This window comes from Arthrobacter sp. NPDC056493, assembly GCF_042795115.1.
Classification (GTDB): domain Bacteria; phylum Actinomycetota; class Actinomycetes; order Actinomycetales; family Micrococcaceae; genus Arthrobacter.
Map to the genome: position 1 here is coordinate 39,650 of NZ_JBHTSL010000018.1, position 24,655 is coordinate 64,304.

At 67.9% G+C, this 24,655-nt stretch carries 19 protein-coding genes; 12 read left to right on the forward strand and 7 right to left on the reverse strand.

Going from position 1 to position 24,655, the window contains the following annotated elements:
- Positions 1-50 precede the first annotated feature (50 nt).
- Positions 51-1,517, forward strand: coding sequence for an FAD-dependent oxidoreductase (locus tag ACFQ50_RS09955; protein ID WP_377995365.1), 1,467 nt, complete (start codon positions 51-53; stop codon positions 1,515-1,517).
- A gap of 75 nt (positions 1,518-1,592) precedes the next feature.
- Here ACFQ50_RS09955 and ACFQ50_RS09960 read toward each other — a convergent pair whose 3' ends face one another.
- The 5 genes from ACFQ50_RS09960 to ACFQ50_RS09980 all read right to left on the reverse strand — a co-directional run bounded on the left by ACFQ50_RS09960 (position 1,593) and on the right by ACFQ50_RS09980 (position 5,380).
- Positions 1,593-2,033, reverse strand: coding sequence for an SRPBCC family protein (locus ACFQ50_RS09960; RefSeq protein WP_377995366.1), 441 nt, complete (start codon positions 2,031-2,033; stop codon positions 1,593-1,595).
- 50 nt (positions 2,034-2,083) lie between these two features.
- Complete coding sequence (locus ACFQ50_RS09965) at positions 2,084-2,911, reverse strand: DUF1206 domain-containing protein (protein ID WP_377995367.1); 828 nt, start codon at positions 2,909-2,911, stop codon at positions 2,084-2,086.
- An 80-nt stretch (positions 2,912-2,991) separates the two neighbouring features.
- Positions 2,992-3,282, reverse strand: coding sequence for a hypothetical protein (locus ACFQ50_RS09970; RefSeq protein WP_377995368.1), 291 nt, complete (start codon positions 3,280-3,282; stop codon positions 2,992-2,994).
- A gap of 142 nt (positions 3,283-3,424) precedes the next feature.
- On the reverse strand, positions 3,425-4,105 hold the full coding sequence (locus ACFQ50_RS09975; RefSeq protein WP_377995369.1) for a FadR/GntR family transcriptional regulator: 681 nt from the start codon (positions 4,103-4,105) through the stop codon (positions 3,425-3,427).
- A 6-nt stretch (positions 4,106-4,111) separates the two neighbouring features.
- Positions 4,112-5,380 carry a CynX/NimT family MFS transporter gene (locus tag ACFQ50_RS09980; protein WP_377995370.1) on the reverse strand — a complete coding sequence of 423 codons (1,269 nt, stop codon included), beginning with the start codon at positions 5,378-5,380 and terminating at the stop codon, positions 4,112-4,114.
- 141 nt (positions 5,381-5,521) lie between these two features.
- On the opposite strand from ACFQ50_RS09980, the gene ACFQ50_RS09985 reads away from it, so the two are divergent.
- From ACFQ50_RS09985 to ACFQ50_RS09995, 3 genes are all read left to right on the forward strand, one after another.
- Positions 5,522-7,183 carry a CHAD domain-containing protein gene (locus tag ACFQ50_RS09985; protein ID WP_377995371.1) on the forward strand — a complete coding sequence of 554 codons (1,662 nt, stop codon included), beginning with the start codon at positions 5,522-5,524 and terminating at the stop codon, positions 7,181-7,183.
- A gap of 10 nt (positions 7,184-7,193) precedes the next feature.
- Positions 7,194-9,905 (forward strand): PEP/pyruvate-binding domain-containing protein, encoded by a 2,712-nt coding sequence (locus ACFQ50_RS09990; protein ID WP_377995372.1) that lies wholly within the window; start codon positions 7,194-7,196, stop codon positions 9,903-9,905.
- 148 nt (positions 9,906-10,053) lie between these two features.
- Positions 10,054-10,737, forward strand: a complete 684-nt coding sequence (locus ACFQ50_RS09995) for an alpha/beta fold hydrolase (RefSeq protein ID WP_377995373.1) — start codon at positions 10,054-10,056, stop codon at positions 10,735-10,737.
- Between the two features lie 72 nt (positions 10,738-10,809).
- Here the strand turns inward: ACFQ50_RS09995 and ACFQ50_RS10000 are convergent, their stop codons facing one another.
- Positions 10,810-12,246, reverse strand: a complete 1,437-nt coding sequence (locus tag ACFQ50_RS10000) for a PucR family transcriptional regulator (protein ID WP_377995374.1) — start codon at positions 12,244-12,246, stop codon at positions 10,810-10,812.
- Positions 12,247-12,388: 142 nt separating this feature from the next.
- Between ACFQ50_RS10000 and ACFQ50_RS10005 the strand changes: the two genes are divergently transcribed.
- The 3 genes from ACFQ50_RS10005 (at position 12,389) to ACFQ50_RS10015 (ending at position 16,397) form a co-directional block, all read left to right on the forward strand.
- On the forward strand, positions 12,389-13,819 hold the full coding sequence (locus tag ACFQ50_RS10005; protein ID WP_377995375.1) for an aminobutyraldehyde dehydrogenase: 1,431 nt from the start codon (positions 12,389-12,391) through the stop codon (positions 13,817-13,819).
- A 42-nt stretch (positions 13,820-13,861) separates the two neighbouring features.
- Positions 13,862-15,235 carry a 4-aminobutyrate--2-oxoglutarate transaminase gene (gene gabT, locus ACFQ50_RS10010; RefSeq protein ID WP_377995376.1) on the forward strand — a complete coding sequence of 458 codons (1,374 nt, stop codon included), beginning with the start codon at positions 13,862-13,864 and terminating at the stop codon, positions 15,233-15,235.
- Between the two features lie 295 nt (positions 15,236-15,530).
- Complete coding sequence (locus ACFQ50_RS10015) at positions 15,531-16,397, forward strand: universal stress protein (RefSeq protein ID WP_377995377.1); 867 nt, start codon at positions 15,531-15,533, stop codon at positions 16,395-16,397.
- 92 nt (positions 16,398-16,489) lie between these two features.
- Here ACFQ50_RS10015 and rarD read toward each other — a convergent pair whose 3' ends face one another.
- A complete protein-coding gene (gene rarD, locus ACFQ50_RS10020) occupies positions 16,490-17,557 on the reverse strand; it encodes an EamA family transporter RarD (protein ID WP_377995378.1) in 1,068 nt (355 codons plus the stop codon).
- A 115-nt stretch (positions 17,558-17,672) separates the two neighbouring features.
- On the opposite strand from rarD, the gene ACFQ50_RS10025 reads away from it, so the two are divergent.
- The 5 genes from ACFQ50_RS10025 to adhP all read left to right on the forward strand — a co-directional run bounded on the left by ACFQ50_RS10025 (position 17,673) and on the right by adhP (position 24,643).
- A complete protein-coding gene (locus tag ACFQ50_RS10025; protein WP_377995379.1) occupies positions 17,673-18,671 on the forward strand; it encodes a DNA topoisomerase IB in 999 nt (332 codons plus the stop codon).
- A 126-nt stretch (positions 18,672-18,797) separates the two neighbouring features.
- Positions 18,798-20,234, forward strand: a complete 1,437-nt coding sequence (locus ACFQ50_RS10030) for an FAD-dependent oxidoreductase (RefSeq protein WP_377995380.1) — start codon at positions 18,798-18,800, stop codon at positions 20,232-20,234.
- Between the two features lie 126 nt (positions 20,235-20,360).
- Complete coding sequence (locus ACFQ50_RS10035) at positions 20,361-21,734, forward strand: GAF domain-containing protein (RefSeq protein WP_377995381.1); 1,374 nt, start codon at positions 20,361-20,363, stop codon at positions 21,732-21,734.
- Positions 21,735-21,904: 170 nt separating this feature from the next.
- Positions 21,905-23,428, forward strand: coding sequence for an aldehyde dehydrogenase family protein (locus ACFQ50_RS10040; protein ID WP_377995382.1), 1,524 nt, complete (start codon positions 21,905-21,907; stop codon positions 23,426-23,428).
- Positions 23,429-23,620: 192 nt separating this feature from the next.
- Positions 23,621-24,643, forward strand: a complete 1,023-nt coding sequence (adhP, locus tag ACFQ50_RS10045) for an alcohol dehydrogenase AdhP (RefSeq protein ID WP_377995383.1) — start codon at positions 23,621-23,623, stop codon at positions 24,641-24,643.
- Positions 24,644-24,655 lie beyond the last annotated feature (12 nt).

Consider the following 24,655-nt stretch of genomic DNA (forward strand, 5'->3'; position numbering starts at 1 on the left):
GACAACAAATGCGAGTCAGTTGGGCGGGACCGAAGAAAAGGAACACAGCCGTGTCAACCACCACCACCGTAGGAACCGCCGCCCGCCCGTTGCGCGTGGCCGTTATCGGATCCGGCCCGGCCGGCGTCTACGCAGCGGACATCCTCACCAAGAGCGAGGCCGTCAAGAGCGGCGAGCTGACCGTGAGCATCGACCTCTTCGACCGCTACCCGGCACCCTACGGCCTGATCCGCTACGGTGTGGCCCCGGACCACCCGCGCATCAAGGGCATCGTCAACGCCCTGCATAAGGTCCTGGACCGCGGCGACATCCGCTTCTTCGGCAACGTCGACTACGGCACGGACATCTCCATCGAGGACCTGCGCGCGCACTACGACGCCGTCATCTTCGCCACCGGCGCCATCAAGGACGCCGACCTGAACATCCCGGGCATCGAGCTGGACGGTTCCTACGGCGGCGCGGACTTCGTGTCCTGGTACGACGGCCACCCGGACGTGTCCCGCGAATGGCCGCTGGACGCCACGGAAATCGCTGTGATCGGCAACGGCAACGTGGCCCTCGACGTGGCCCGCGTCCTCTCCAAGCACGCGGACGATCTCCTGGTTTCCGAGATCCCGGACAACGTCTACGCCGGCCTGAAGAACTCGCCCGTCACCGACGTCCACGTCTTCGGCCGCCGTGGCCCCGCCCAGGTCAAGTTCACCCCGCTGGAACTGCGCGAGCTGTCCCACTCCAAGGACGTGGACATCATCCTGTACCCGGAGGACTTCGAGTTCGACGAGGAATCCGACCGCCAGATCCAGAGCAACAACCAGACCAAGACCATGGTCGGGACGCTCACCAACTGGATCGCCGAGCAGCCCGAGGACGTCTCCGAGCTCAAGGCCTCCCGCCGCCTGCACCTGCACTTCCTGCACAGCCCGGTGGAAATTTACGACGACGCCGAGAACCCCGGGCGCGTCAGCGGCATGAAGTTTGAACGCACCGAACTGGACGGCACGGGCAACGCCCGCGGCACCGGCGAGTACGTCGACTACCCGGTCCAGGCCGTCTACCGTGCCATCGGCTACTTTGGCTCCGCCCTGCCGGAGATCGAGTTTGACCACAAGAAGGGCGTCGTCCCGAACGCCGGCGGCCGCGTCCTGGACGCCTCCGGCGAGCACGTCCCGGGCATCTACGCCACCGGCTGGATCAAGCGCGGACCTGTCGGCCTGATCGGCCACACGAAGGGCGATGCCCTCGAGACTGTGACGTTCCTGCTGGAAGACCGGGAGAACCTGCCGGTTGCCGAGGCACCCGCTGCCAGCGCAGTCGTCGACCTGCTCGAAAGCCGCGGCGTGGAGTACACCACCTGGGAAGGCTGGCTGGCACTGGATGCCCACGAGCTCGCCCTGGGCGCCGAGGCCACCGCTGCCGGCGGCTCGCACGGCGTTGAGGTTGTGCGTGAGCGCATCAAGGTGGTGCCGCGTGAGGACATGGTTTCCATCTCCCGCGACGGGATCGCCGCCAGCGTCTAACTGCTGATGCAACGTGGGCCCACACGCGCAGGTTTCCCTGCGGGTGTGGGCCCACGGTGTTTTAATCTCCGGTCGCTAAGCTCCAGCACCCCCGGCGGCCATGAGCTCGAGTCGCTGCAGGGTTTCGCGGTTGCGCACCGTGATGAGCGGATCCCGCAGGACCTTGGGAACGGCCAGGCCCGGGCCGCGGACAGCGTCCTCGATCATCGTGACCCTGCACTGCCCACCGAGGTCTTCGATGGTCAGGATCACCTTGGCCTCGCCGATCGGCCAGCCGCGCGCGATCAGTTCCAGCCGGCGCTCCGGTTCCGCCGCCGTCACCTTGGTTGAATCGTTGATGAGCAGCGGCCAGGCGCCCACGGAGTGGTGAAGCAGGGCACCGACTTCCGGCCAGCGCGCATCCACGTCGCGGATTCGCGAGGCACCCACCACCCAGCCGGAATAGAGCCAGCCGTCCGCTATCACTCGCCAGACTGCCGATGCCGGTGCATTGAAAACCTGCGTGACGGTTGACATGGTGTTCCTTTCGTCGGCGGGCCCCCGGCGCCGGGAGGCTGCGTTCATGGCTACATCCTGCCGAACTTTGACCGGACCAGGGCGAAAATTCCGTAGCAAATAAAGCCGGCACCGATGGCAAACAGCAGGTAGGGCCCGTACTCGTGGTCGCGGAGGGCCTTCAGGCTGCCGTCGAGGCCGGTGGATTCGTCGGGGGTGTGCTTGGCGGCAGCGATGGTGAAGAGCAGGCCAGCGAGGAACAACGCGATGCCTTTGGCCACGTGCCCGGTCACACCCAGGGAATCGATAAGTTTGCCCCGGCGGGTACCGTCAAAGTGGAAGAGCTCCTCCTTGAAGCCGCGCCGGAGGCCCTTCACCACAAAGTAGATGCCTACGCCGATGACGGTGAGGCCCAGGGCGCCGAGGATGACTCCGCCCAGGGGATTGGTGAGCAGGGCCGCGCTGACGTCCCTCGTGGACTCGCCGGAGTCACCGCGAAGCCCCACCGCAAAGCCGCCGAAACTGAGCCCGACGCTGCCGTACGCAATCGTGAGGAAGCCGGAGGAGATCAGCTTCCCGATCCGTTCCCCCCGGGGCAGATGGCGGGCCCGGAGGGTCGCCTCACTCAGCTGCCAGAGCGAGAGGCCCGCACAGCCGACCATGCCGGCCCACATGAGTGCCGGGCCCCAGGGATTGGCTGCCAGCTGTTCGATGGCGCCGGTGGGCTCGGCCTCGCCGGGATGCCCGAAGGCCAGGGCAATCGCGATGGCGCCCACGATGATGTGCAGCAGGGCCATGACAGCGAAACCGGAACGCGCGACGACGTCGAGCGCCTTGGTGTTCGATGCAGCCTCCGCGGCGTCGGCCGCCTCGCTGATCGTTGAGTCGTTGTCCGTCATGCCCTCCGGTTCGCCGTTCCCGCCTTGCCGTCCTGCGTTTTACCCGGCTTTGCGCCGCGCTGCGTGCAGCCGACCTGCGGTTAGCCGTTCATCGGCCCTTCCGCGTGGATGCGCTCAGAGCCCTCACCCACGAGTCTTACCGTGCAACGCACCACGAGATCGTCGGGTGCAGTCTCGATGTCGACGAGCGCGTCGCCCGCGCTGAGGACGGTGAATACTTCCGAGCCGGCGTCGACGTCGAAGCCCTTGCTCTTGGCGGCCTGCGTTGCGTTCGCCAGCGCCTCGCCCTTCAGCCCGTCTACATAAGCCTGGTCGTCCTCGCGCTCGGAGTCGCCGAATGCCCAGCCGAAGAGTGTTCCTGATGATCCCATGGCCTTGATTTTACGCACAGAACCGTTGATATTACGGGGTACCGTAACGTTAGTAAGTGTGCTTACCATGTTTCACCCGCCATTCGAGCCGTGGCCCGGCTCATCGGCCAACAACGGACGACGGCGGCCGGGCGTAAGCCCGTTACTCCTGCAGCCACTCCGAGCACGAGTTGAGGTTCCGGTGCACGCTGGCCACGGCGGCGTCGCCGTCACGTGCTTCGACGGCATCCACGAGCTCGCCATGGCCCGCGTCCGGCAGGCCGTTGAAGCCGGGGCGCAGGTGCTGCTTGAGCAGGTCGGCGTGGAACACGTCGCCGAAGCTGACATACAGCTCGTGCAGGAGGGGGTTGCCGGACGCCTGCGCCAGCCGCTCGTGGAAGCCCCAGTCCGCGCGCGCCCAGCCTGCGTAGTCTTCGGCGTTCCAGGCAGTGTCACGTTCGGTGAGCAGTGCGCGCATGGCGGCGACGTCGTCGGCCGTTGCATGCCGGGCGGCGAGGCGGGCAGCCTGCGTGTCCAGCCCCACGCGGACCTCCAGGATGTGCTCGTTTGTGTGTTCCTTGTAGAGTCGGCGGGCGGCTCCGGAGATTTCGCTGGTGGCGCGGACGTAGGTCCCGTCGCCGCGGCGGACCTCGAGCATGCCGCTGTGGGCCAATGCCTTGACCGCTTCGCGGAGCGTCCCGCGGGACACGCCCAGGCCGGACATGAGCTCGGTCTCCGAGGGTATGCGCTGCTGCAGCGGCCACTCGCCGGTCTGGATCATCCCGCGCAGTTTGGCGGTGACTTCGTCCGCCAGCGGCTGGCGGTGCGACGTGCTGAGGGTCATGGCGTCCTATTCTTCCATTCCGGTGGCGCTGGTTCCGGCCGTGCCCGTGCCGGTCATGCTCACTCCCGCAGCCCGGCCGCTGCTGAGCAGGTGCGCCACGACGATCTGCACCAGGGCAATGACCAGGAGCAGGGCCAGCGGCAGCGTCCAGCTGCCTGTCGCACTGTGCAGCAGGCCCATGCCGAACGGCCCCACGGTGGCCAGGAGGTACCCGGTGGACTGCGCCAGCGTGGACAGGGCCGTGGTCTCTGCGGTGTTCCGGCCGCTGCGGCTGATGATCACCATCACCAGGGGGAAGATGCCTAGGCCGAAGCCCAGCAGTACCGCCGGGATGACGGCCAGTGAGACGGGAAGGAAAAGAAGCGTGGCAACGCCGGCCGTCATGGTCAGGGTGGCCAGGTAGACGGCGGGACGCAGCATCCGCGGGCGGGAACCGATGGCGATCAGCATCATGCCGGCAGGGACCGAGACCAGCTGCATCACCCCGAACATGAGGGCGCTGTCCGCCGGGCTGAGGCCCATGGTGGTGAGCATGTACGGGAACCAGCTGAGCAGCGCATAGGCGAGCAGTGCCTGCAGGGTAAAGATTCCGGTGAGCAGCAGCCCGGTCTTGGTGCGCAGCAGCGGCCACGGTGAGACGTGTCCGGCCGCCCTCCGGACGGTGTTGCGGTGGGCGTGCAGCGTCACGGGCAGGAAGCCCAGGAATGCGGACAGGGCGAGGATCCCGATGGTGCCCAGCCCGGCCGACGGCGACCCCAGCAGCTGCGACAGCGGAACCACGAGTACAGCCATGACGGTGGCGCCGCTGGTCATGGTCACCGTGTAGACGGCCGTCATGAGCGAGGTGCGCGCGGCGAAGTGCTCCCGGATGAAGGACGGCATGGACACGTTGCAGACGGCCAAGCCGGACATCCCCACCACCGTGCCAATCACCAGCATGCCGGTGGTGGGAATGCCCCGGACCAGCAGCCCGGCTGCCAGCATGCCGAGCGAGAGCAGGATGGCCTTCTCGACGCCGAGCTTCCCGGTCAGCCACGATGTCGCCGCTCCGGCCACGGCGAAGCACAGCGTCGGGATGGAAGGGATGAGCGAGGCGACCAGCGGCCCGTAGCCCAGAACCTGCTGCAAATCGTGCAGCAGGGCCGATGCGCCGGTGATCCCGGCCCTCAGGTTCAGGCCGATGAGCACCAGGGCAACAACACCGGCGACGACGGCGGTGCGCGGCTTGGCAGGGTGTGTGGCAGTGGTCGGGGGTGCTGAGGAAGTGGTCGCCATCCCTTAACGTTAGACGTTTGACGTTTGATGTCTAGAACTTTGTGGGGAAACTCTCGCGGGCACCCCGGCCCGGGCATAGACTCAGGCCAGCAGGCGCATCGAGCGCAGCAACCCGGCAAAGGGAAAGGACGCCGCCCAGCCATGACCGCCGAAGGCCTCGAAACGGAGAAGAAGTACGACGTCGACGACGGCTCGGTGTTGCCCGACCTTGCCGCCATCCCCGGTGTGGGCAGCGTGGCTGAACCACACGAAGCTGAACTTGAAGCCGTCTACTTCGACACGGAGGACCTGGTTCTCGCCTCCCGCCGCATCACCCTGCGGCGGCGCAGTGGCGGGGCCGATGCCGGCTGGCACGTAAAGCTGCCACCGGATCCAGCATCAGGGCCAGAGGAGGGGCCGGGACCGCGCCGGGAGATTCACGCCCCGCTCGGGCAGGCCGACGTCGTTCCGGAGAAACTGCTGGCCCACCTGCACGCCTACCTCCGCGGATCGGATCCCGTGCCCGTGGCCCGCCTGAACACCCGGCGCACTACCCGTGCGCTGTACGGGGACGACGGCGTGCACCTCGCCGACTTTGCCGATGACACGGTGGAAGCGGAGCTCCTTCATGGATCGGGCGGGAACCCGGAAGGCCAAAAGCAGCAGTGGCGGGAATGGGAACTCGAGCTGGTTCACGGCCAGCCCGGGGTGTTCAAGGCAGCCGCGGCGGTGCTGGCCGCGGCCGGTGCCCGGCCGTCAGCGCACGAGTCCAAGCTGCGGCGGGCACTGGGGGCGGCGGCGCCGACGGCCCCTGGCACTTCAGAACCTGAGGGCGCTGCCTACACTGACGGCACGGCAGTCACTGCCGGCGACGCGAAGCAGCCCGGCGGTAGGAAACCGGGCAAGAAGTGGCCGGCGTCCGCCGTCGTACGCGTATACCTGGCCGGGCAGATCAGCGAAATCCTGGCCAACGACGCCCGGGTGCGGCTGGAGGAGCCGGATGCGGTCCATGCCATGCGTTCGGCCATACGGCGCGTGCGGTCGGCGCTCGCGGTATACCGGAAGCTTTACGGCCAGGGCGCGGTGGGCAGGCTGCGCGACGAGCTCAAGTGGCTGGGCCAGATCCTCGGCACGCCCCGCGACGCCGAAGTCATGCTGGACCGGCTGCGGACGCACGCCGGGAAGCTGCCGCCGGGCGAGGCGGCCGACGACGTGAAACGGCGGATCGAGCGGGAACTGGGCACCAGGTTGGACGCCGGCTACCGCAAAACGCAGGAGGTGCTCCTGGCCGACCGCTACTTCCGCCTCCTCGACGACCTCGAAGATTTCCGTGACCACCCGCCGCTCCGACCGGCCGCTGCGGCACCCGCGCGCAAGGCCGCCCGCAAGCTGGTGGGCAAGTCGGCCAGACGGCTGCGCCGCGCCCACAAAGCGGCTGTGCGGGTCAAGGATGGTGCCGGTGAAAAGCCTGGCATGGAACTCAAAGATGCCACGGCGCACGAAACCGCGCTGCACCAGGTGCGGAAGGACGCCAAACGGCTGCGGCACGCCGCCGAAACCGTGGATCCCGTCTTTGGCCGGCGTGCCGCCAGGCTGGCCAAGGCGGCGCACAAACAGCAGACGATCCTCGGCGACCACCACGACGGCGTGATGGCGCGGATTTTCCTGGGGAAGCTCGCCGGTGGCCCCGACCTTCCGGAAACCCTGGACGCGGCCTACGCCTCGCTCCTGAAGCGGGAACAAAAGAGCGCCGCCAAGGCCGAAGCCAAGTACCGCAAGGCGCACCGGAAGTCCCGGAAGGCCATTCGGCGCGGAGTGGGATAGCAGGCGGCCGGTGGATAAGCACGCAGACCGGCATCCATCGCGCCCGGGGGACACAGTCATCAGCCTGGCCCGGGTGGACGCCGGCATGGTGCCCGAGGTGGGCGGCAAGGCTGCCAACCTCGGTGTGCTCCTGGCTGCCGGGCTGCCGGTCCCGCGCGGCTTCTGCATCACCACCACGGCGTACCGGGAGGTAGCGGCCGCCGCCGGAGTGGATCCTTCCGGGCCGCCGGAGCAGGCTCGCAGCAGGCTGGCGGCGGTTTCCCTGCCCGAGGGCGACGTCGAAGCGATCCTTGCCGCCTACGCTGACCTGGGCGAGGACACTCCGGTGGCCGTGCGTTCCTCCGCCACCGCCGAGGACCTCCCCGAGGCCAGCTTCGCCGGCCAACTGGACACGTACCTCAATGTCGTGGGTCCCGATGCGCTGCTGGATGCGGTCCGCCGCTGCTGGGCTTCCCTGTGGACGGACCGGGCCGTGGCCTACCGCGCAGATCACGGGATTGACCAGCGCTCGGTCGGGATCGCCGTCGTTGTTCAGGAAATGGTGGACGCGGGCGTGGCCGGGGTGATGTTCACGGCGAATCCGCTGACGGGCCGGCGCAAGGAAACCGTGATCGACGCCGCGCCCGGACTCGGCGAAACGCTGGTCAGCGGGGCTGTGAACCCGGATCATTTCAGGGTCGATGCAGCCACCGGGGAGATCCTCCAGCGCAGCCTGGGTGACAAACTCACCGAAAGCCGGCCCGCCCCGGGCGGCGGGACCAGGTTGCTGCACCGGCAGGACGGCGCGGGGCAGGCGTGCATGACGGATGAGCAGATCCGCTCTCTGGCCAGGGTCGGGACCCGTGTGGAGGAGCTGTACGGGGATCCGCAGGACCTGGAATGGGCCATCGAACCGGGCGGCGGGATCACGGTGGTGCAGTCCCGTCCGATCACCACACTGTTTCCGCTGCCCGAGCCCCAAAACCACGACGGCGGGACCCGGGCCTACCTGTGCGCCAGCCTCTTGCAGGGGCTGACCCGGCCGCTGACACCCATGGGCCTGGCTTCGTTCACGCTCATGAGCGACAGCTACCGGCCGACTGCCACCGGCGGCGGACCGGCCCCTTACAGTTCCGCCAAGGCCGGGATGCGCATGTTTGTCGATGTCACGTCCCTGCTGCGGACCAGGGGCGGCAGGCGCGGCCTGCTGAGAGCCATGAAAGTAGCCGATGCCAGGTCCGTCGATGTGCTGGCGTATCTGGGGGCCGACCCCCGCTTCGCCCTCACGAGGGCTCCCAGGCTGGCGTCGCTGAAGTCCGGGCTCCGGGCCTCGCCGCCCTTTAGCCTGGTTGGGGACGTCCTGCGCGCGATGGCTAATCCCGCCGCCGCGCTGGAACGGGTCAGGGAAGCGGACCGTGAGATGGACCGGATGCTGGTGCTCCCGGAGCCTGCCACCGGCGCCCGGCGGCTCGATTTCGTGGAACGCGTCCTCACCAAGGAGATCACGCCCGCCGTGATGCGGGTACTGCCACCGGCGGCCGCCGGGTATGCCTGGCTGGGCCTCGCCCGGCTGTTGCTGGGACGGCTTGTGCAGGCCGGCGAGCTGCAGGCCGTGTTGCGCGGCTTGCCGCACAATGTGACCACCGAGATGGATCTGGAGCTCTGGCGGACGGCCGCCTCAATCCGGGAGGACCCGGACTCGGTCCGCGCACTCACGGAGGAAGAGCCACAGTTACTCGCCAGCCGGTACGTAGAAGGGACATTGCCCGCCGTCTGCCAGGGCGCGCTGCGCGGCTTCCTCGCCAAGTACGGACACCGCGCCGTGGCCGAAATTGACCTCGGTGTTCCCCGGTGGGGCGAGGACTCCGCCCACATCATCAATGTCCTGGCCAACTACCTGAAGCTGGCCGACCCGGAGCTCGCACCGGACCGGCTCTTCCAACGGGCCGCGGAAAAGGCCGACGCCAAGGTTGCCGAGCTGGCCGCGCGCACAGCCCGGGCCAGGGGCGGGCTGTACGGCCGAATCGTGGCGCACGGCCTGCGGCGCGCACGGGAAACCGCCGGCATGCGCGAGTACCCAAAGTTCCGGCTGATCACAGCCTTCGCCGTCCTCCGCGGCCAGCTCCAGCAGGTGGGTGAGGAGCTCGCTGACGCCGGCCGGATCACGGCACCCGGCGACGTCTTCTTCCTGGACCTCGCCGAAGCCCGCGTGGCATTGCGCGGCGCGGACCTTCGCGGACCGGTCGCCGAACGCCGCCAGGGTTACCACCGTGAAATGCGGCGCCGGCGCATCCCCCGCCTGCTGCTTTCCGATGGCACCGACGTCGAGGCAGCCATGGCCGCGCAGGCCCAGGCGGGGCCGTCTGCTGACGGCCAGCCGGGAACCCTCACAGGGGCGCCGGCCTCGGCCGGCACCGTCACGGGCAAAGCCAGGGTCATCCTGGACCCGGCCGGCGCCCACCTGGAGCCGGGGGAAATCCTCGTTGCCCCATCGACTGACCCGGGATGGACACCGCTGTTCATGACCGCGGGGGCACTGGTCATGGAAATGGGCGGACCCATTTCCCACGGTGCCGTGGTGGCGCGCGAATACGGAATTCCCGCCGTCGTCGGCGTCCCCGACGCAACCGTACGGATTCGGACCGGGGACACCGTCACCGTGGACGGGGCCGCGGGGACGGTCGTGGTGGACCGTTCGCAGGCTTCCGACGGCGGCTCCCGTGGGCCCGGTGGCGGCCGGTAGGATCGCGTCCATGGAATTCGTCGTGATGCGCTTCATCGCCGGCGATCCGTTCACCACCGAGGGACTGGCGGAGCCGCGGATCCTTGAGTGGAACGCCGTGCGTTTCGAATAGGCGCGTCAGCGCCAAGCGGGAGCAGCAGGAGGGCACGTGAGCACTTTCGTTCTTGTCCCGGGTGCCGGGGGAGTGGGCTGGTACTGGCACCGGGTGGTTCCGGAGCTGGAACGGCTGGGGCACCAGGCCGTTGCGGTCGACATCCGCGAGGACGACCCCCACCTGGGACTGCAGGACTACGCCGACACCGTCGTCACGGCCACCGGTGATCACCGCGATGTGGTCCTCGTGGGCCAATCCCTGGGCGCCTTTACGGTTCCGGTTGTGGCGGGGCGCGTACCGGTGCGGCTTATCGTCCTGATTAATCCGATGGTGCCTCTTCCGGGTGAGACGCCAGGCGAGTGGTGGGAGGCCACCGGACAGCCCCAGGCACGCGAGCTCAACGACAGGCTGAACGGGCGCAGCGGTGATTTTGATGAGCGTGTGCACTTCCTGCACGACGTTCCCCCGGATGTTGTCGCCGCGGGCGCCGTCGAGCAGCGTGCTCCTTCCGGCACGCCCTTCAAGCAGCGCTGCGAGATCGACCGCTGGCCTGACGTGCCCACCAGGGTCCTGGTTGGCCGCGATGACCGCTTCTTCCCCGTGGACTTTCAACGGCGGATGGTCCGGACCCGGCTGGGCCTGGGGATTGACGAAATCCAGGGCGGACACCTGGTGGCACTGAGCAACCCGGTTGAACTCGCGAGCCGGCTGGACGGCTATGCCCGCGGATTCCTGTGACCGGGTGGATTCCTGTGACCGGGCGGTGCGCTGTGGCCGCGCGGCGATTCGCGACCTCCCCGGTGAACCGGCTCAGCCGGCGTGCCGCGCCCCCAGCCGGGCGACCGCCAGGGCCAGCCACAGCTGCACCCGGTCGGCGGTTACGGAGGGGTCATACCCGGTGAGTTCGGTGATCTGCGCCAGCCGGTAGCGGACAGTGTTCCGGTGCAGGGTGAGCGCCTCGGCGACCGCGGCAACAGAGCCGTTGTTGTTCAGGTAGCTCTCCAGCGTGGCCATCAGCTCGGCGCCGTGGGCGGCGTCAAAGCTGCGCAGCGGGTCCAGCGATTCGTTGGCCATGTCCGCCAGCGGCACGTCCTCACTCGCCAGGAGCAGGGAAGTCAGGCTGAGCCGTTCGGGCTCGTTCACCGGCAGCCCGTGGCTGGCGGCGTCACGCGCCTCGAAGTAGCTCCAGCGCAGGCCGTTCGGCTTGGTGTACGCGCCGCCGATGCCGATGGTGGCGTGGATGCCGGCCTCGGCGAGGTGGTCGCTGAGGCTCCGGGCCATCGCCGTGGCGCCGCGTCCGTCGTCGGGCACCACCGTCACCAGGTCCTTTCCGACGACGGCGGTCACAGCGTTCTCCAGTACCTGCGGCAGTGAGGAGCTGACCAATTGCTTGTGGTGCGCCTCAGAGCCGGCCAGAATCACGACGTTCTTGCGCGTGCTGTTGATGCCCGTTCCGGCGAGGCGGCGCTGGGCCTCGCTGGTGTCCAGGGTTCCGTGGATCACGTCCTCGAGCACCTGCCCGCAGAGCGCCCGCTCGGCCTGGCGCTGCTTGACCATGTTGTTGAGCTCCACGCTGATGAGGTTCTGCGCGTAGCCGATGATGCCGGAATCCTCGAACGGCTGTTTCACCCAGAGCGTGCAGGCATCGCGGCGCCCGGTGGGAATGGGATAGGTGGTCCAGGAGTCCGCGGACGGTGGCTCGCTGCCGCTCTTGTACAGCTGTGCGGTGAACTGGGTGAGCGCGATCTCGGTGCGGAGCATGCCGCCCAGGTGCCGCAGGAGTTCGGCCAGCCCGCCGCCGGTCAGCAGCGCGCGGGCCAGGATCTGGTGGCCGGCGATGAGCCGCTCAAGCTTGGAATAGTGATCCGCGGACTGCGCGTCGGCCACGAGTTTGCTGATGGCGATGAACGGGGTGCCGTACGGCACTTCGACCACCGGCAGCCCCCAGCGGTTCGCTTCCGCGATCAAAGCCGGCGGGACGGCGTCGTGCGAGAGACCCACGCCGAAGCCGATGCCCACCGCGCCGGCGCGCTGGACCTGGCGCACAAAGCGGCGCTGTTCGGGCGCACTTTTCATCCGGAGCCCGGTGGTCAGCACCAGTTCTCCGCCGTTGAGGAAGCGCTGCGGGTCCTCGAGTTCCGTGACCGCCACCCAGCGGATGTCCTGGTGCGAAGTGGTCTCCGCGAGGCTGGATTTCTTGAGTCCCAGAGACTGCACGGCCAGCAGCGCCGCGAGGGAAATTGCCATGGATCAAGGGTAGCGGGAGGCTGGCCGATCGCACTAAAGCACCGGTTCAAGGGTGTGCAGGTGGCTATTCCCCGCGGTGTCGGGCTGGAATAGGCTCGAGTCAGCCGCATCACACTATTCAGGACGAAAGAGGTTGTACACCGTGGTTCAAACCTTGCAGAACTTTATCAACGGGGAGTTCGTCACGCCGGCGGGCACGGGCCTGATCGATATCGTGAACCCCGTGACCGGCGACGTGGTGGCCAAGTCGCCCGTGTCCGTGGAGGCCGACGTCGATGCCGCCATGGCCGCGGCCAGGGACGCCTTCAAGTCCTGGAAGCATGTGACCCCCGGGCAGCGGCAGCTCATGCTGCTCAAGCTCGCCGACGCCATCGAGGCCAACAGCGACGAACTGGTCGATGCCCAGCACCGCAACACCGGCCAGGTCCGTTCCCTCATCGCGTCCGAGGAAGTTGCCGCGGGCGCGGACCAGCTGCGCTTCTTCGCCGGCGCGGCCCGCATCCTCGAAGGCAAGTCCGCCGGCGAGTACTTCGAGGGCCACACCTCCTACGTCCGGCGCGAACCGATCGGCGTCGTAGCCCAGGTGGCGCCGTGGAACTACCCGTTCCTGATGGCCATCTGGAAGATCGGCCCCGCCCTGGCAGCCGGCAACACCGTGGTCCTGAAGCCCTCGGACACGACGCCCGAATCCACCCTGGTCCTGGCCCGCCTGGCAGCAGACATCCTGCCGGCCGGCGTCCTGAACGTCATCCTCGGCACCGGCGAAACCGGTGCGCTGATGGTGGAGCACAAAGTCCCGGGCCTGGTGTCCATCACCGGGTCCGTGCGTGCCGGCATCGCCGTCGCCTCGGGCGCCGCGAAGAGCCTCAAACGGGCGCACCTGGAACTGGGCGGAAAGGCCCCGGCCATCGTCTTCAAGGACGCCGACATCAAGAAGAGCGCCGCGGCCATCGCCGAGTTCGCGTTCTTCAACGCGGGCCAGGACTGCACGGCCATCACCCGTGTCCTGGTGGAGGACTCGGTGCACGACGACGTCGTGGCGGCCATGGTGGAACACACCAAGACCCTGCACACCGGCTCCCAGAACGACGAGGACAACTACTACGGCCCGCTGAACAACGTCAACCACTTCAAGGCGGTCAGCGCCGTCGTCGACTCGCTGCCCGCGCACTGCCGGATCGAAACCGGCGGCCACCGCGCCGGCGAGAAGGGGTTCTTCTTCGAACCCACCATCATCACCGGCGCGAAGCAGACGGACGACATCGTGCAGAAGGAAACCTTTGGCCCGGTCATCACCGTTCAGAAGTTCAGCACGGAAGCCGAAGCAATCGACCTGGCCAACGACGTCGAATACGCCCTGGCGTCCAGCGTCTGGACGTCCGACCACGGCACGGCCATGCGGCTCAGCCGCGACCTGGACTTCGGTGCGGTCTGGATCAACACCCACATCCTCCTCACCGCCGAGATGCCCCACGGCGGATTCAAGCAGTCCGGCTACGGCAAGGACCTCTCCATGTACGGCGTCGAGGACTACACGCGCATCAAGCACGTCATGTCCGCACTCGACGCATAGTCCCACCGGCGCCCTAACCTCCGCTGTAAAGAAAGAAACATCATGACCACCACTGCCAACGAAATCACTTACCGCCTCGAGCAGAAGCGCCGCGTCCAGGCCGACTTCCCGGGCCCCAAGTCCGTGGCCCTGACCGAACGCCGCAAGGCCGTGGTCGCCGCCGGCGTCGCCTCCAGCGTGCCGGTCTACGTCGCGGACGCCGACGGCGGCATCATCCACGACGTCGACGGCAACTCCTTCATTGACCTCGGCTCGGGCATCGCGGTGACCAGCGTCGGCGCGTCCGATCCCGCCGTCGTCGGTGCCGTGAAGGAAGCCGTGGAGCACTTCACCCACACCTGCTTCATGGTCACCCCCTACGAGGGCTACGTCGCGGTCGCGGAGCAGCTGAACAAGCTCACCCCGGGCACCCACGAGAAGCGCACCGTGCTCTTCAACTCCGGCGCCGAAGCCGTGGAAAACGCCGTCAAGGTGGCCCGCCTGGCCACCGGCCGGGACGCCGTCGTCGCCTTTGACCACGCCTACCACGGCCGCACCAACCTGACCATGGCGCTGACGGCCAAGGCCATGCCGTACAAGACCAACTTCGGCCCGTTCGCGCCCGAGGTCTACCGGATGCCGATGAGCTACCCGTTCCGCGAGGAGAACCCGGAAATCACGGGTGCCGAGGCCGCCAAGCGCGCCATCACCGCGATCGAAAAGCAGATCGGCGGCGACCAGGTGGCCGCGATTATCATCGAACCGATCCAGGGCGAGGGCGGGTTCATCGTCCCGGCCGAGGGCTTCCTGCCGGCGCTGTCCGCGTGGGCCAAGGAAAAGGGCATCGTGTTCATCGCCGATGAGGTCCAGTCCGGTTTCTGCCGCACCGGCGAATGGTTCGCCGTGGACCACGAGGGCATCGTTCCGGACATCATCACCATGGCCAAGGGCATCGCCGGCGGCATGCCGCTCTCCGCCATCACCGGCCGCGCCGACCTGCTCGACGCCGTCCATCCCGGCGGCCTCGGCGGCACCTACGGCGGCAACCCGGTGGCCTGTGCGGCTGCGCTGGCCTCCATCGGCTCCATGCAGGAATACGACCTCAACACCCGCGCCAAGCACATCGAGGAACTCTCCGTCGGCAAGCTGCGCGAGCTCGCAGCAGCGCTTCCCGGCGGCGCCAAGGGTTCCGTGATCGGCGACATCCGTGGCCGCGGCGCCATGCTGGCCATCGAGCTGGTCCAGGCCGGTTCGAAGGAGCCGAACCCGGAGCTCACCAAGGCCGTGGCGGCCGCCTGCCTCAAGGAAGGCGTCATCATCCTGACCTGCGGAACCTACGGCAACGTCATCCGCCTGCTGCCCCCGCTGGTCATCAGCGACGAGCTGCTGCTGGACGGCCTGGAAGTCCTCGCCGCGGCCATCAAGGCCAACGCCTAGTTCCAGCCTCACTTGGCGCGAACTGGCAGATGATGACCCCAAAAAACGAAAAACAGGGCGTTAGCTGCCAGTTCGCGCTGTGGCGGGCGCACTGAATGTCCGACGACGGCGGGCCGGGTACCAAAAGGTGCCCGGCCCGCCGTCGTTGTTGCCGCCGTCGGACTCCCGTTAAGTTGCCGCCCGCCGGCGCGGGGGCCGCGGTAGAGTCATCCTCACCACTGCACTTCACGCCGCAGGCCGGTTAGCGCCGCCGGGATACGGGCGCCGGTCTGCACTACCCAAAGAGGGGTTTCGCATGCGATACGTAGTCGGTTACACACCCACCGAGCGGGGCGCGGACGCCGTCGCCCTGGCCACCTCGCTGGCCCTGGCACAGGGCGCTGAACTGGATCTGGTCTATGTGGTGAAGCCGGGCACGCCGTACGTGGCCCTGAACCCGGAGGGCAGCCGGGTCAGCGCCGCGGAGCAGGAGGTGCTGACGGCCGAACGGGAGGGCCTGGCCCTGGTTCCGCAGGGGTTGCCCGCGAAATTCCATGTGCGGGAGGCCGATTCCTTCGCCGGCGGGCTCATCGATGCGGCGGTGGAGTTCGAAGCCGGGCTCATCGCCGTCGGGGCCGCCAGCGCAGGCCTGTTCAAGCGCTACACGGTGGGGTCTGTAGCCAACGCCCTGCTTCACGCCTCGCAGGTCCCGGTGGCACTCGCGCCGCGCGGCTACCAGCGGACGGCGCCCGTCACCCGCCTGACGCTGGCCGTGGGGCAGCGGGCCGGTGCCGAGGCTGCCATCGAGACCGCCATCAGGGCGGCGAAGCGGCGCGGTGTGCCACTGCGGCTGGTGTCGCTGGTGGAACTCGATGCCGCCGGTGACTCCGGGGAAGCGATCAACGCCGCGCACATCCACGCGAATACCGTCCTGACAGCAGCGTCGGGGAAGGTGCCGGCGGGTCACGAGGTCGGCGTCGCCGTCGCCCACGGCCGCACCGTTGAGGAAGCGATCGACGGACTCGAATGGGACGACGGCGAGATCCTCATCGTGGGCTCCTCGCGCCTGGCCGAAAAGAACCGCATGTTCCTGGGCAGCACCGCCAACAAGGTGCTGCGTGCGCTGCCGGTGCCCATGGTGGTTGTGCCGCGCGACTACGACCGCGCGGACTCGGCCCCCTGACCGGACTCGGCCCCCTGACCGTATAGCTCGCCGGGCTGCGCGCCAAACCCTGCCCGGGCGCGAACGGACAGCTGGGGCCCCTTGAGCGGGGCTTAAGTGTTCGTTCGCGCTTCCCCGCGGGCGAGCCGTCTGGCCGCTGAACTCTTGCGCGTCGCGGCCAGCATGTCCACGGTGAGCACCAGCAGGGCAAGCCACACGACGCCGAAACCGATCCACCGGTCCAGCGTCATGGCCTCGCCGAACACCACCAGGGCCACGATGAACTGCAGGACGGGTGCGAAGTACTGCAGCAGCCCGATGGTGGTCATCGGCAGCCGGCGGGCGGAGGCGCCGAAGAACACCAGCGGCACGGCCGTGATGACGCCCGATGCCAGGAGCAGCCAGAAGTGCCCGGGGCCGTGGGTGGTCAGCGACGCAGTGCCGCTGGCCGCGAGGAAGATCATGGTTGCTCCGGCCAGGGGAGCAAGGACTATGGTCTCCACGGTGAGGCTGGTGATGGCGTCGGCACGCGGGCCCACGCGCTTCTTCACGAAGCCGTACAGGCCGAAACTGACGGCGAGGGTCAGTGCGATCCACGGCAGTTTTCCGTAGGACACGGTCAGCACGCCGACGGCGATGAAACCGATTCCGACGGCGGCCCACTGCAGCGGCCGCAGCGTCTCCTTGAGGACGAAGACGCCGAGAAGGACCGACACGAGCGGGTTAATGAAGTAGCCAAGTGAGGCCTCGACTGCCTGCCCGGTGGTGACGCCGTAGGTGTACGTCAGCCAGTTCACAGCGATGAGGCCGGCCGCGGCCGCCAGGGTCCACAGTACGGAGCGGTTCCGCAGGGCGGCGCCCAAAACGCGCCACGCCCTCGTCACCGTGATCAGGAGGGCGCAAAAGATCAGGGACCACACCACCCGGTTGGCCACGATCTCAACGGCACCCGCCGGCTGCAGAACGAAGAAGTACAGCGGAAGCAGCCCCCACAGGCCGTAAGCGCCGACGCCGAACAGCATCCCCGCCGTCGTCTCCTTATCCACCGCCTTGGGTGCGCCCGACGAACCGGATGCCGCAGACGTGCCAGGGCCGGTCACGCCCGAGGGCGGAGCTCCGGGTGAAAGGGCGGTCGGAACAGCGGAGGAGACGGATCCGTCGGGGTTAGGCACAAGACCCATAACACCATCCTAAGATGCGGTATTCCGCCTGGCCGCACCAAAAGCTTGCCTGCGGAGGCAAATTAGTCAGTAGGCTTGCCATTATGAGTACGACTCTCCGCAGGGTGGTGGCCCGATGAGGCTCCGCCACAGCAACGCTTCCGGCCGCGGATACCGGCGGGTGGGGGCCGGTGCCGGGTTCAGCTACAGGGACCTGGACGGCTCCACGCTGTCGCCCGGTCCGGTCCGGGACCGGCTGGAGGGCATCGGCATTCCGCCAGCCTGGACCGACGTGTGGATAGCGCCGTTCGAGAACGGGCACATCCAGGCCACGGGGCTGGATGCCGTGGGCCGCCGGCAGTACATCTACCATCCGGAGTGGCGCGAACGGAAAGACCGCGTGAAGTTCGACCGCGCGCTCCAGCTCGCCGAATCGCTGCCCACCGCCCGCCGGCTCGTCACCATGGACCTGAGGTCCGACGGCGTCACCCGGCAGCGCGTTTTGGCCGCGGCTTTCAGGATGCTGGACAGCGGCTCCCTGCGGGTCGGCTCGGAACGGTACACGAACGAGAACGGCAGCCACGGGCTCGCCACGCTGCTCTGCGCCCACGTCAATGTCCGCAAGGACTGCCTGCACCTCAGCTTCCCCGCCAAGAGCGGCAAGACCTGGGACTCCCTCATCGCGGACCCCGATCTTGCCCCGCTGGCCCAGGCCCTCAAACGGCGTGGCGGCAACGCGCGGCTGCTGGCCTACAAGAACGGCCGGACGTGGCACCCGGTGACCAGCGCCGAGATCAACAGCTACGTCAAGGAACGCACGGGCGACGACTTCACCGCGAAGGACTTCCGGACCCTGCGGGGCACCGCCGCGGCCGCCGTCAGCCTGGCCCGGAGCGGGCCGCAGAGAACCGAGGCAAAGAGGAAGCGCGCCATCAGGGTCGCCATGATGGAGGCGGCGGCGCTGCTGGGGAATACGCCGTCGATTGCACGCAAGAGCTACGTGGACCCGCGGCTGCTGGACCACTTTGCGGCCGGCGAGACTATAGACCCCAAACGGCTGGATTCGGCGGAGTCGGAACTGCGGGCGCTGCTGTACCGCGAGGGCGACGTGGTGGCCCTGCGCAGGAGCGGCTGACGCGGGGCCGCAGGCCGTCACGGACCGCCGTGCGCCGTCACGGGTGGTCAGCCCGGCCGGGCGGACAATTAGAATTGAAAACTGCGCGCCGGTGGGGCGCGGTCTCCCGTTCCGGAAGGGCTTACGGTGTCCAACACAGCTGAATCCACGGCCAAGCGCCCGCTCCGCGTCGCGATCGTCGGCGCAGGACCCGCAGGCGTCTATGCCGCGGACATCCTGACCAAGTCCAACGAGGTCAAGGACGGCGACTTCGAGGTCAGCATTGACCTCTTCGAGGCCTACCCGGCACCGTACGGCCTGATCCGCTACGGCGTGGCCCCGGACCACCCGCGGATCAAGGGCATCGTCAACGCCCTGCACAAGGTCCTGGACCGCGGCGACATCAGGTTCCTGGGCAACGTCACCTATGGCCGGGACCTCACGCTGCACGACTTCCGCGCCTTCTACGACGCCGTCATCTTCTCCACCGGCGCCATCAAGGACGCCGGCCTGGACATCCCCGGCGTCGACCTTGAAGGCTCCTATGGCGCTGCCGACTTCGTGTCCTGGTACGACGGGCATCCGGACGTTTCCCGCGAGTGGCCGCTGGACGCCAAGGAAATCGCGGTCATCGGGAACGGCAACGTGGCCCTGGACGTCGCGCGGATGCTGGTGAAGCACGCCGACGAGCTCCTCGTCACCGAAATCCCGGACAACGTCTACCAGGGCCTGAAGAATTCACCGGTCACCGACGTCCACGTCTTCGGCCGCCGCGGCCCCGCCCAGGTCAAGTTCACCCCGCTGGAGCTCCGCGAACTCAGCCACGCACGCGACGTCGACATCGTGCTGTACCCGGAGGACTTCGAGTTCGACGAGGCCTCCGACGACGCGATCCGGAGCAACAACCAGACCAAGACCATGGTGAACACCATGACCAACTGGCTCGTTGAGGAGCACGCCGAGGCCGAGCAGCCGTCGTCGCGCCGCCTTCATCTGCACTTCCTGCACAGCCCGGTAGAGATTTACGACGACGGCGGGTCCGGCAAGGTGGCGGGCATCAAGTTCGAGCGCATGCAGCTGGACGGCACCGGGAACGTCAAGGGCACAGGGGAGTTCGCCGACTACCCGGTGCAGGCCGTCTACCGCGCCATCGGCTACCACGGCTCCGCGCTGGACGAACTGGAATACGACGCGAAGCACGGGGTCATCCCCAACGAAGGCGGCCGTGTCCTCGACGCCGGCGGGAACCCTGTCCCCGGCATTTACACCACCGGCTGGATCAAGCGCGGGCCGGTCGGCCTGATCGGCCACACGAAGGGCGACGCCCTCGAGACCATTGGCTTCCTCCTCGAGGACCGGCTCACCCTGCCGCCGGCGCAGAACCCGGACCCGCAGGCCATCATCGACCTGCTCGAGGAGCGCGGCATCGAGTACACCACGTGGGAGGGCTGGAACAAGCTGAACGCCCACGAGGCAGCCCTCGGCGCATCGTGGACGGAGTCCGCCGAGGCCGACGGCGGCGTGGTGCGCGAACGCATCAAGGTGGTGCCGCGCGAGGAAATGATCCAGATCTCCCGCGCCTGAGAGTTTCGCTGCGCGCCCAACTGACTCGCAATAGATGTCGTTTTGAGTGCTCATAACGACATCTATTGCGAGTCAGTTGGGTGGACTAGACTGTCGCGGGCAAGCGTTTGCTCGAGTGGGAGTTCGATGAAGAACCTGATCCAGCCAATGGCACCCGGAACCGAAGATTCGGTACTGCTGCAGCGCCGGGCCCTGGCCGGCCACGAATTCCTGGACAGCCATCCGCAGGCCGAAGCGTTCCCTGATGCCGAAGAGATCCCGGGGCTGCGCCGCCTGATCCGCGAATCGTGGCAGCGGTCCGCCAAGCTGCACGCTAACCCCGACCTCCCCGAGGCGCCGCTGGCCATCGCCGCGGACGAGCTGGAGGAATACCGGCGCCAGCACCCCCTGGCCGCCATCATGCCTGTGATCCAGAAGCTCCTCATCCGGCCCAGCAACGACAGCGGCCTGCTGGTGGCCGTCGGCGACGAGGTTGGCAGGCTGCTCTGGGTGGAAGGCGACACCGGCGCCCGCAGCCGCGCAGAGGGCATGATGTTTGTTCCCGGCGCCGACTGGTCGGAGGCGACCGTGGGGACCAGCGCCCCCGGGACCGCCCTCGCGCTGGGCCGCGGCATCCAGATTTCCGGCGCCGAGCACTACAAACGGTCCGTCCACCCGTGGAGCTGCACGGCGGTGCCGTTCCAGGACCCCGACTCCGGCGCGCTGCTGGGGGTCGTGGACATCACGGGCACGGAGGCGGCCGTGGCGCCGCACACGCTCTCCCTCGTCGAGGCCACGGTGGCGGCGGCCCAGGCCCAGTTGCGCGTCGAACGCCTGCAGCTCGCCGCCGAACAGGACCGGGTTAAGGCACGACGGCGGAGCTCGAGTTCCGCTGACAGGTCCGGGTCTGCGCCGGAGGGCAGCCTGTACCGCAACAGCCTGCAACTGCTGGGCCGGGACCAGGCCCTGCTCAGCATCGAGGGCCGGACCGTGGCGCTATCGGCACGGCACAGCGAAATCCTGGCCCTGCTGACCACCCACCCGGATGGCCTCAGCGCCGAGGAACTCAGCATGCTGCTCTATCCCGGCGACGGCTCGAGCATCACCCTGCGCGCCGAGATGGTTCGCCTCCGCAAGGTCCTCCGGCAGCTTAGCCCCGCGGCGGTCCCGGAGTCCCGCCCGTACAAAATGACCATCGACCTCCTGCCGGACAGCGGCCAGGTGCTGAACTGCCTCCAGCGCGGCGCCCACAGGATCGCACTCGAGATCTACCGCGGGGCCGTGCTCCCTCGGTCCGAAGCACCAGGCGTCGTGGAGTTGCGCGACCGCGTGTCCGCACTGGTGCGCGAGGCCGTCCTGACCGACGGCAGCGCCGAGTCCCTGCTCAAGTACGCTGACCTGCCCGAGGCGAGGGACGACGTCGGCGTCCGGCTGGCCGCCCTCAAGCTGCTGCCGCCGCGCTCGCCCAAGCGGGCCGCCGTCGTCGCCGATCTTGAACGGCTGGAAACGGAACTGGTCTAGCACTCGGCCTTGGGCCCACGCCTGCCGGGTTCCCTGGCCGAGCTTGCGAGGTCAGGGGGCAGGTGGGGACGGGGTTGCAACCTGGCTGCAACCTGCCCGCTCCTAGGCTCGATGCATCGGCGATCACCATGACATGTCGCCACAGTGTTGCAGAGCAAAGGAGCTAGCAAATGACCGTTTATGCACAGCCCGGCACCGAAGGTTCGAAGGTCACGTTCAAGGACCGCTACGAGAACTGGATCGGCGGCGAATGGGTTGCACCCGTGAAGGGCCAGTACTTCGAGAACATCACCCCGGTCACCGGCAAAGCGTTCTGCGAGGTGGCCCGCGGCACCGCCGAGGACATCGAACTGGCCCTGGACGCCGCGCACAAGGTTGCTCCCTCCTGGGGCAAGACTTCAGTTGCGGAGCGCGCAGCCATCCTGAACAAAATCGCCGACCGCATCGATGAGAACGTCGAGCTGCTCGCCGTCGCCGAGACCTGGGACAACGGCAAGCCGGTCCGCGAGACCCTTAACGCGGACATCCCGCTGGCAGCCGACCACTTCCGCTACTTTGCCTCCGCCGTCCGGGCCCAGGAGGGCCGGCTGTCGCAGCTCGACGACGACACCACCGCGTACCACTTCCACGAGCCGCTCGGCGTCGTGGGACAGATCATCCCGTGGAACTTCCCCATCCTGATGGCCGTCTGGAAGCTGGCGCCGGCGCTCGCGGCGGGCAACGCCGTCGTCCTCAAGCCGGCGGAACAGACGCCGACGTCCATCCTTGTCCTGATAGAACTCATCGGCGACCTGCTGCCGGCCGGCGTGCTCAACGTGGTCAACGGCTTCGGCGTCGAGGCCGGCAAGCCGCTGGCCTCCAGCCCGCGGATCCGCAAGATCGCCTTCACCGGCGAGACCACCACCGGCCGGCTGATCAGCCAGTACGCCAGCCAGAACCTGATTCCGGTCACGCTGGAACTCGGCGGCAAGAGCCCGAACATCTTCTTCAACGACGTCGCCGACTCCAATGACGCGTTCTACGACAAGGCGCAGGAAGGTTTCGCGCTCTTCGCCTTCAACCAGGGCGAAGTCTGCACCTGCCCGTCCCGAGCCCTGGTCCAGGATGACATCTATGACTCCTTCATGGCCGACGCCGTGGCCCGGGTGGAGAAGATGATCCAGGGTAACCCGCTGGACACCGAAACCCAGGTGGGCGCCCAGGCCTCCAACGACCAGCTGGAAAAGATCCTCTCCTACATCGACATCGGAAAGCAGGAGGGCGCCAAGGTGCTCACCGGCGGCGCCCGCGCCGAACTGCCCGGTGATCTGGCCGGCGGCTACTACGTCCAGCCCACGATTTTCGAGGGCCACAACCGGATGCGCATCTTCCAGGAGGAGATCTTCGGCCCGGTGGTGTCCGTAGCCCGCTTCAGTGACTACAACGACGCCATGGGCCTCGCCAACGACACCCTCTACGGCCTGGGCGCCGGCGTCTGGTCCCGCAATGGCAACGTCGCGTACCGGGCCGGCCGCGAGATCCAGGCCGGCCGCGTCTGGATCAACAACTACCACGCCTACCCGGCCGGTGCCGCGTTCGGCGGCTACAAGTCCTCCGGCATCGGACGCGAAAACCACGCCATGATGCTGGACCACTACCAGCAGACCAAGAACCTGCTGGTCAGCTACAACGAAAACAAGCTCGGCTTCTTCTAAGGGATTAGGAGCCGGCGCCCTAGGCCGCGCTTAGCCCGGGCGGGGACGGATCAGCTCCATCCGTCCCCGCCCGCACCATGCTTCCCGCCCGCACCGCGGCGGAAGACCGTCCCCTGGCCACCACTCAGGAAGGCAGCACCACCCGTCCCGCACCACCTGAAACAACGCTTCAACGACGCAAGGATTTCGCCAATGACGACGACAATGCAAGCAGCCGTAGTAACCGAATTCACCAAGGACCTCCAGATCCAGGACATTCCCGTCCCGACGCCCGGCCGCGGCCAGGCGCTCGTCAAAGTGATCACCAGCGGTGTCTGCCACACCGACCTCCACGCAGCGGAAGGGGACTGGCCGGTCAAGCCGTCGCCGCCCTTTGTGCCCGGCCACGAAGGCGTGGGCGAGGTGGTGGCACTCGGTGAGGGCGTCACGGACCTCGCCGTCGGGGATCTGGTGGGCAATGCCTGGCTCTGGTCCGCCTGCGGCGACTGCCAGTACTGCCGCACCGGCTGGGAAACGCTGTGCGAGGCCCAGCAGAACGCCGGCTACAGCGTGGACGGGTCCTTCGGCGAGTACATGCTGGTGGACAGCCGTTTTGCCGCCCGGATTCCGGCGGGCTCGGATCCCGTGGAGGTCGCCCCGGTGCTGTGCGCCGGCGTCACCGTCTACAAGGGGCTGAAAATGACCGAGGCCAAGCCGGGGGAGTGGGTCACCATCTCCGGAATCGGCGGCCTGGGGCACATCGCCGTCCAGTACGCCGTCGCCATGGGCCTGCGCGTCGCCGCCGTCGACATCGCGGACGACAAACTGGCCCTGGCCAAAAAGCACGGCGCCGAACTCACCGTCAATGCGCTGCACGAGGACCCCGCGGAAGTCATCCAGCGGGAAACCGGCGGCTGCCACGGAGTCCTGGTCACGGCCGTGCACCCGTCGGCGTTTGGGCAGGCCATCGGCATGGCCCGCCGCGGCGGCACGATCGTGTTCAACGGCCTGCCGCCGGGCGACTTCCCGGCACCGATCTTTGAGATCGTGCTCAAGGGCCTGACCGTCCGCGGCTCCATCGTGGGGACGCGGCAGGACCTGGAAGAAGCGCTTGACTTCTACGCGCAGGGCAAGATCCATCCCACCGTCTCCACGCGGGAACTCTCGGAAGTCAACGCGGTCTTTGACGAGATGAAGCACGCCAAGATCGACGGCCGCGTGGTGCTGAGGTTCTGATGAGGAGATGTG

What these genes read in the sequence shown, in the direction of transcription:
- ACFQ50_RS09960 (WP_377995366.1), bottom strand. Translation starts at nt 2,033, where the DNA reads ATGTCAACCGTCACGCAGGTTTTCAATGCACCGGCATCGGCAGTCTGG.
- ACFQ50_RS09965 (WP_377995367.1), bottom strand. Translation starts at nt 2,911, where the DNA reads ATGACGGACAACGACTCAACGATCAGCGAGGCGGCCGACGCCGCGGAG.
- ACFQ50_RS09970 (WP_377995368.1), bottom strand. Translation starts at nt 3,282, where the DNA reads ATGGGATCATCAGGAACACTCTTCGGCTGGGCATTCGGCGACTCCGAG.
- ACFQ50_RS09975 (WP_377995369.1), bottom strand. Translation starts at nt 4,105, where the DNA reads ATGACCCTCAGCACGTCGCACCGCCAGCCGCTGGCGGACGAAGTCACC.
- ACFQ50_RS09980 (WP_377995370.1), bottom strand. Translation starts at nt 5,380, where the DNA reads ATGGCGACCACTTCCTCAGCACCCCCGACCACTGCCACACACCCTGCC.
- ACFQ50_RS09985 (WP_377995371.1), top strand. Translation starts at nt 5,522, where the DNA reads ATGACCGCCGAAGGCCTCGAAACGGAGAAGAAGTACGACGTCGACGAC.
- ACFQ50_RS10000 (WP_377995374.1), bottom strand. Translation starts at nt 12,246, where the DNA reads ATGGCAATTTCCCTCGCGGCGCTGCTGGCCGTGCAGTCTCTGGGACTC.
- gabT (WP_377995376.1), top strand. Translation starts at nt 13,862, where the DNA reads ATGACCACCACTGCCAACGAAATCACTTACCGCCTCGAGCAGAAGCGC.
- ACFQ50_RS10015 (WP_377995377.1), top strand. Translation starts at nt 15,531, where the DNA reads ATGCGATACGTAGTCGGTTACACACCCACCGAGCGGGGCGCGGACGCC.
- rarD (WP_377995378.1), bottom strand. Translation starts at nt 17,557, where the DNA reads ATGGGTCTTGTGCCTAACCCCGACGGATCCGTCTCCTCCGCTGTTCCG.
- ACFQ50_RS10025 (WP_377995379.1), top strand. Translation starts at nt 17,673, where the DNA reads ATGAGGCTCCGCCACAGCAACGCTTCCGGCCGCGGATACCGGCGGGTG.
- ACFQ50_RS10035 (WP_377995381.1), top strand. Translation starts at nt 20,361, where the DNA reads ATGAAGAACCTGATCCAGCCAATGGCACCCGGAACCGAAGATTCGGTA.
- ACFQ50_RS10040 (WP_377995382.1), top strand. Translation starts at nt 21,905, where the DNA reads ATGACCGTTTATGCACAGCCCGGCACCGAAGGTTCGAAGGTCACGTTC.
- adhP (WP_377995383.1), top strand. Translation starts at nt 23,621, where the DNA reads ATGACGACGACAATGCAAGCAGCCGTAGTAACCGAATTCACCAAGGAC.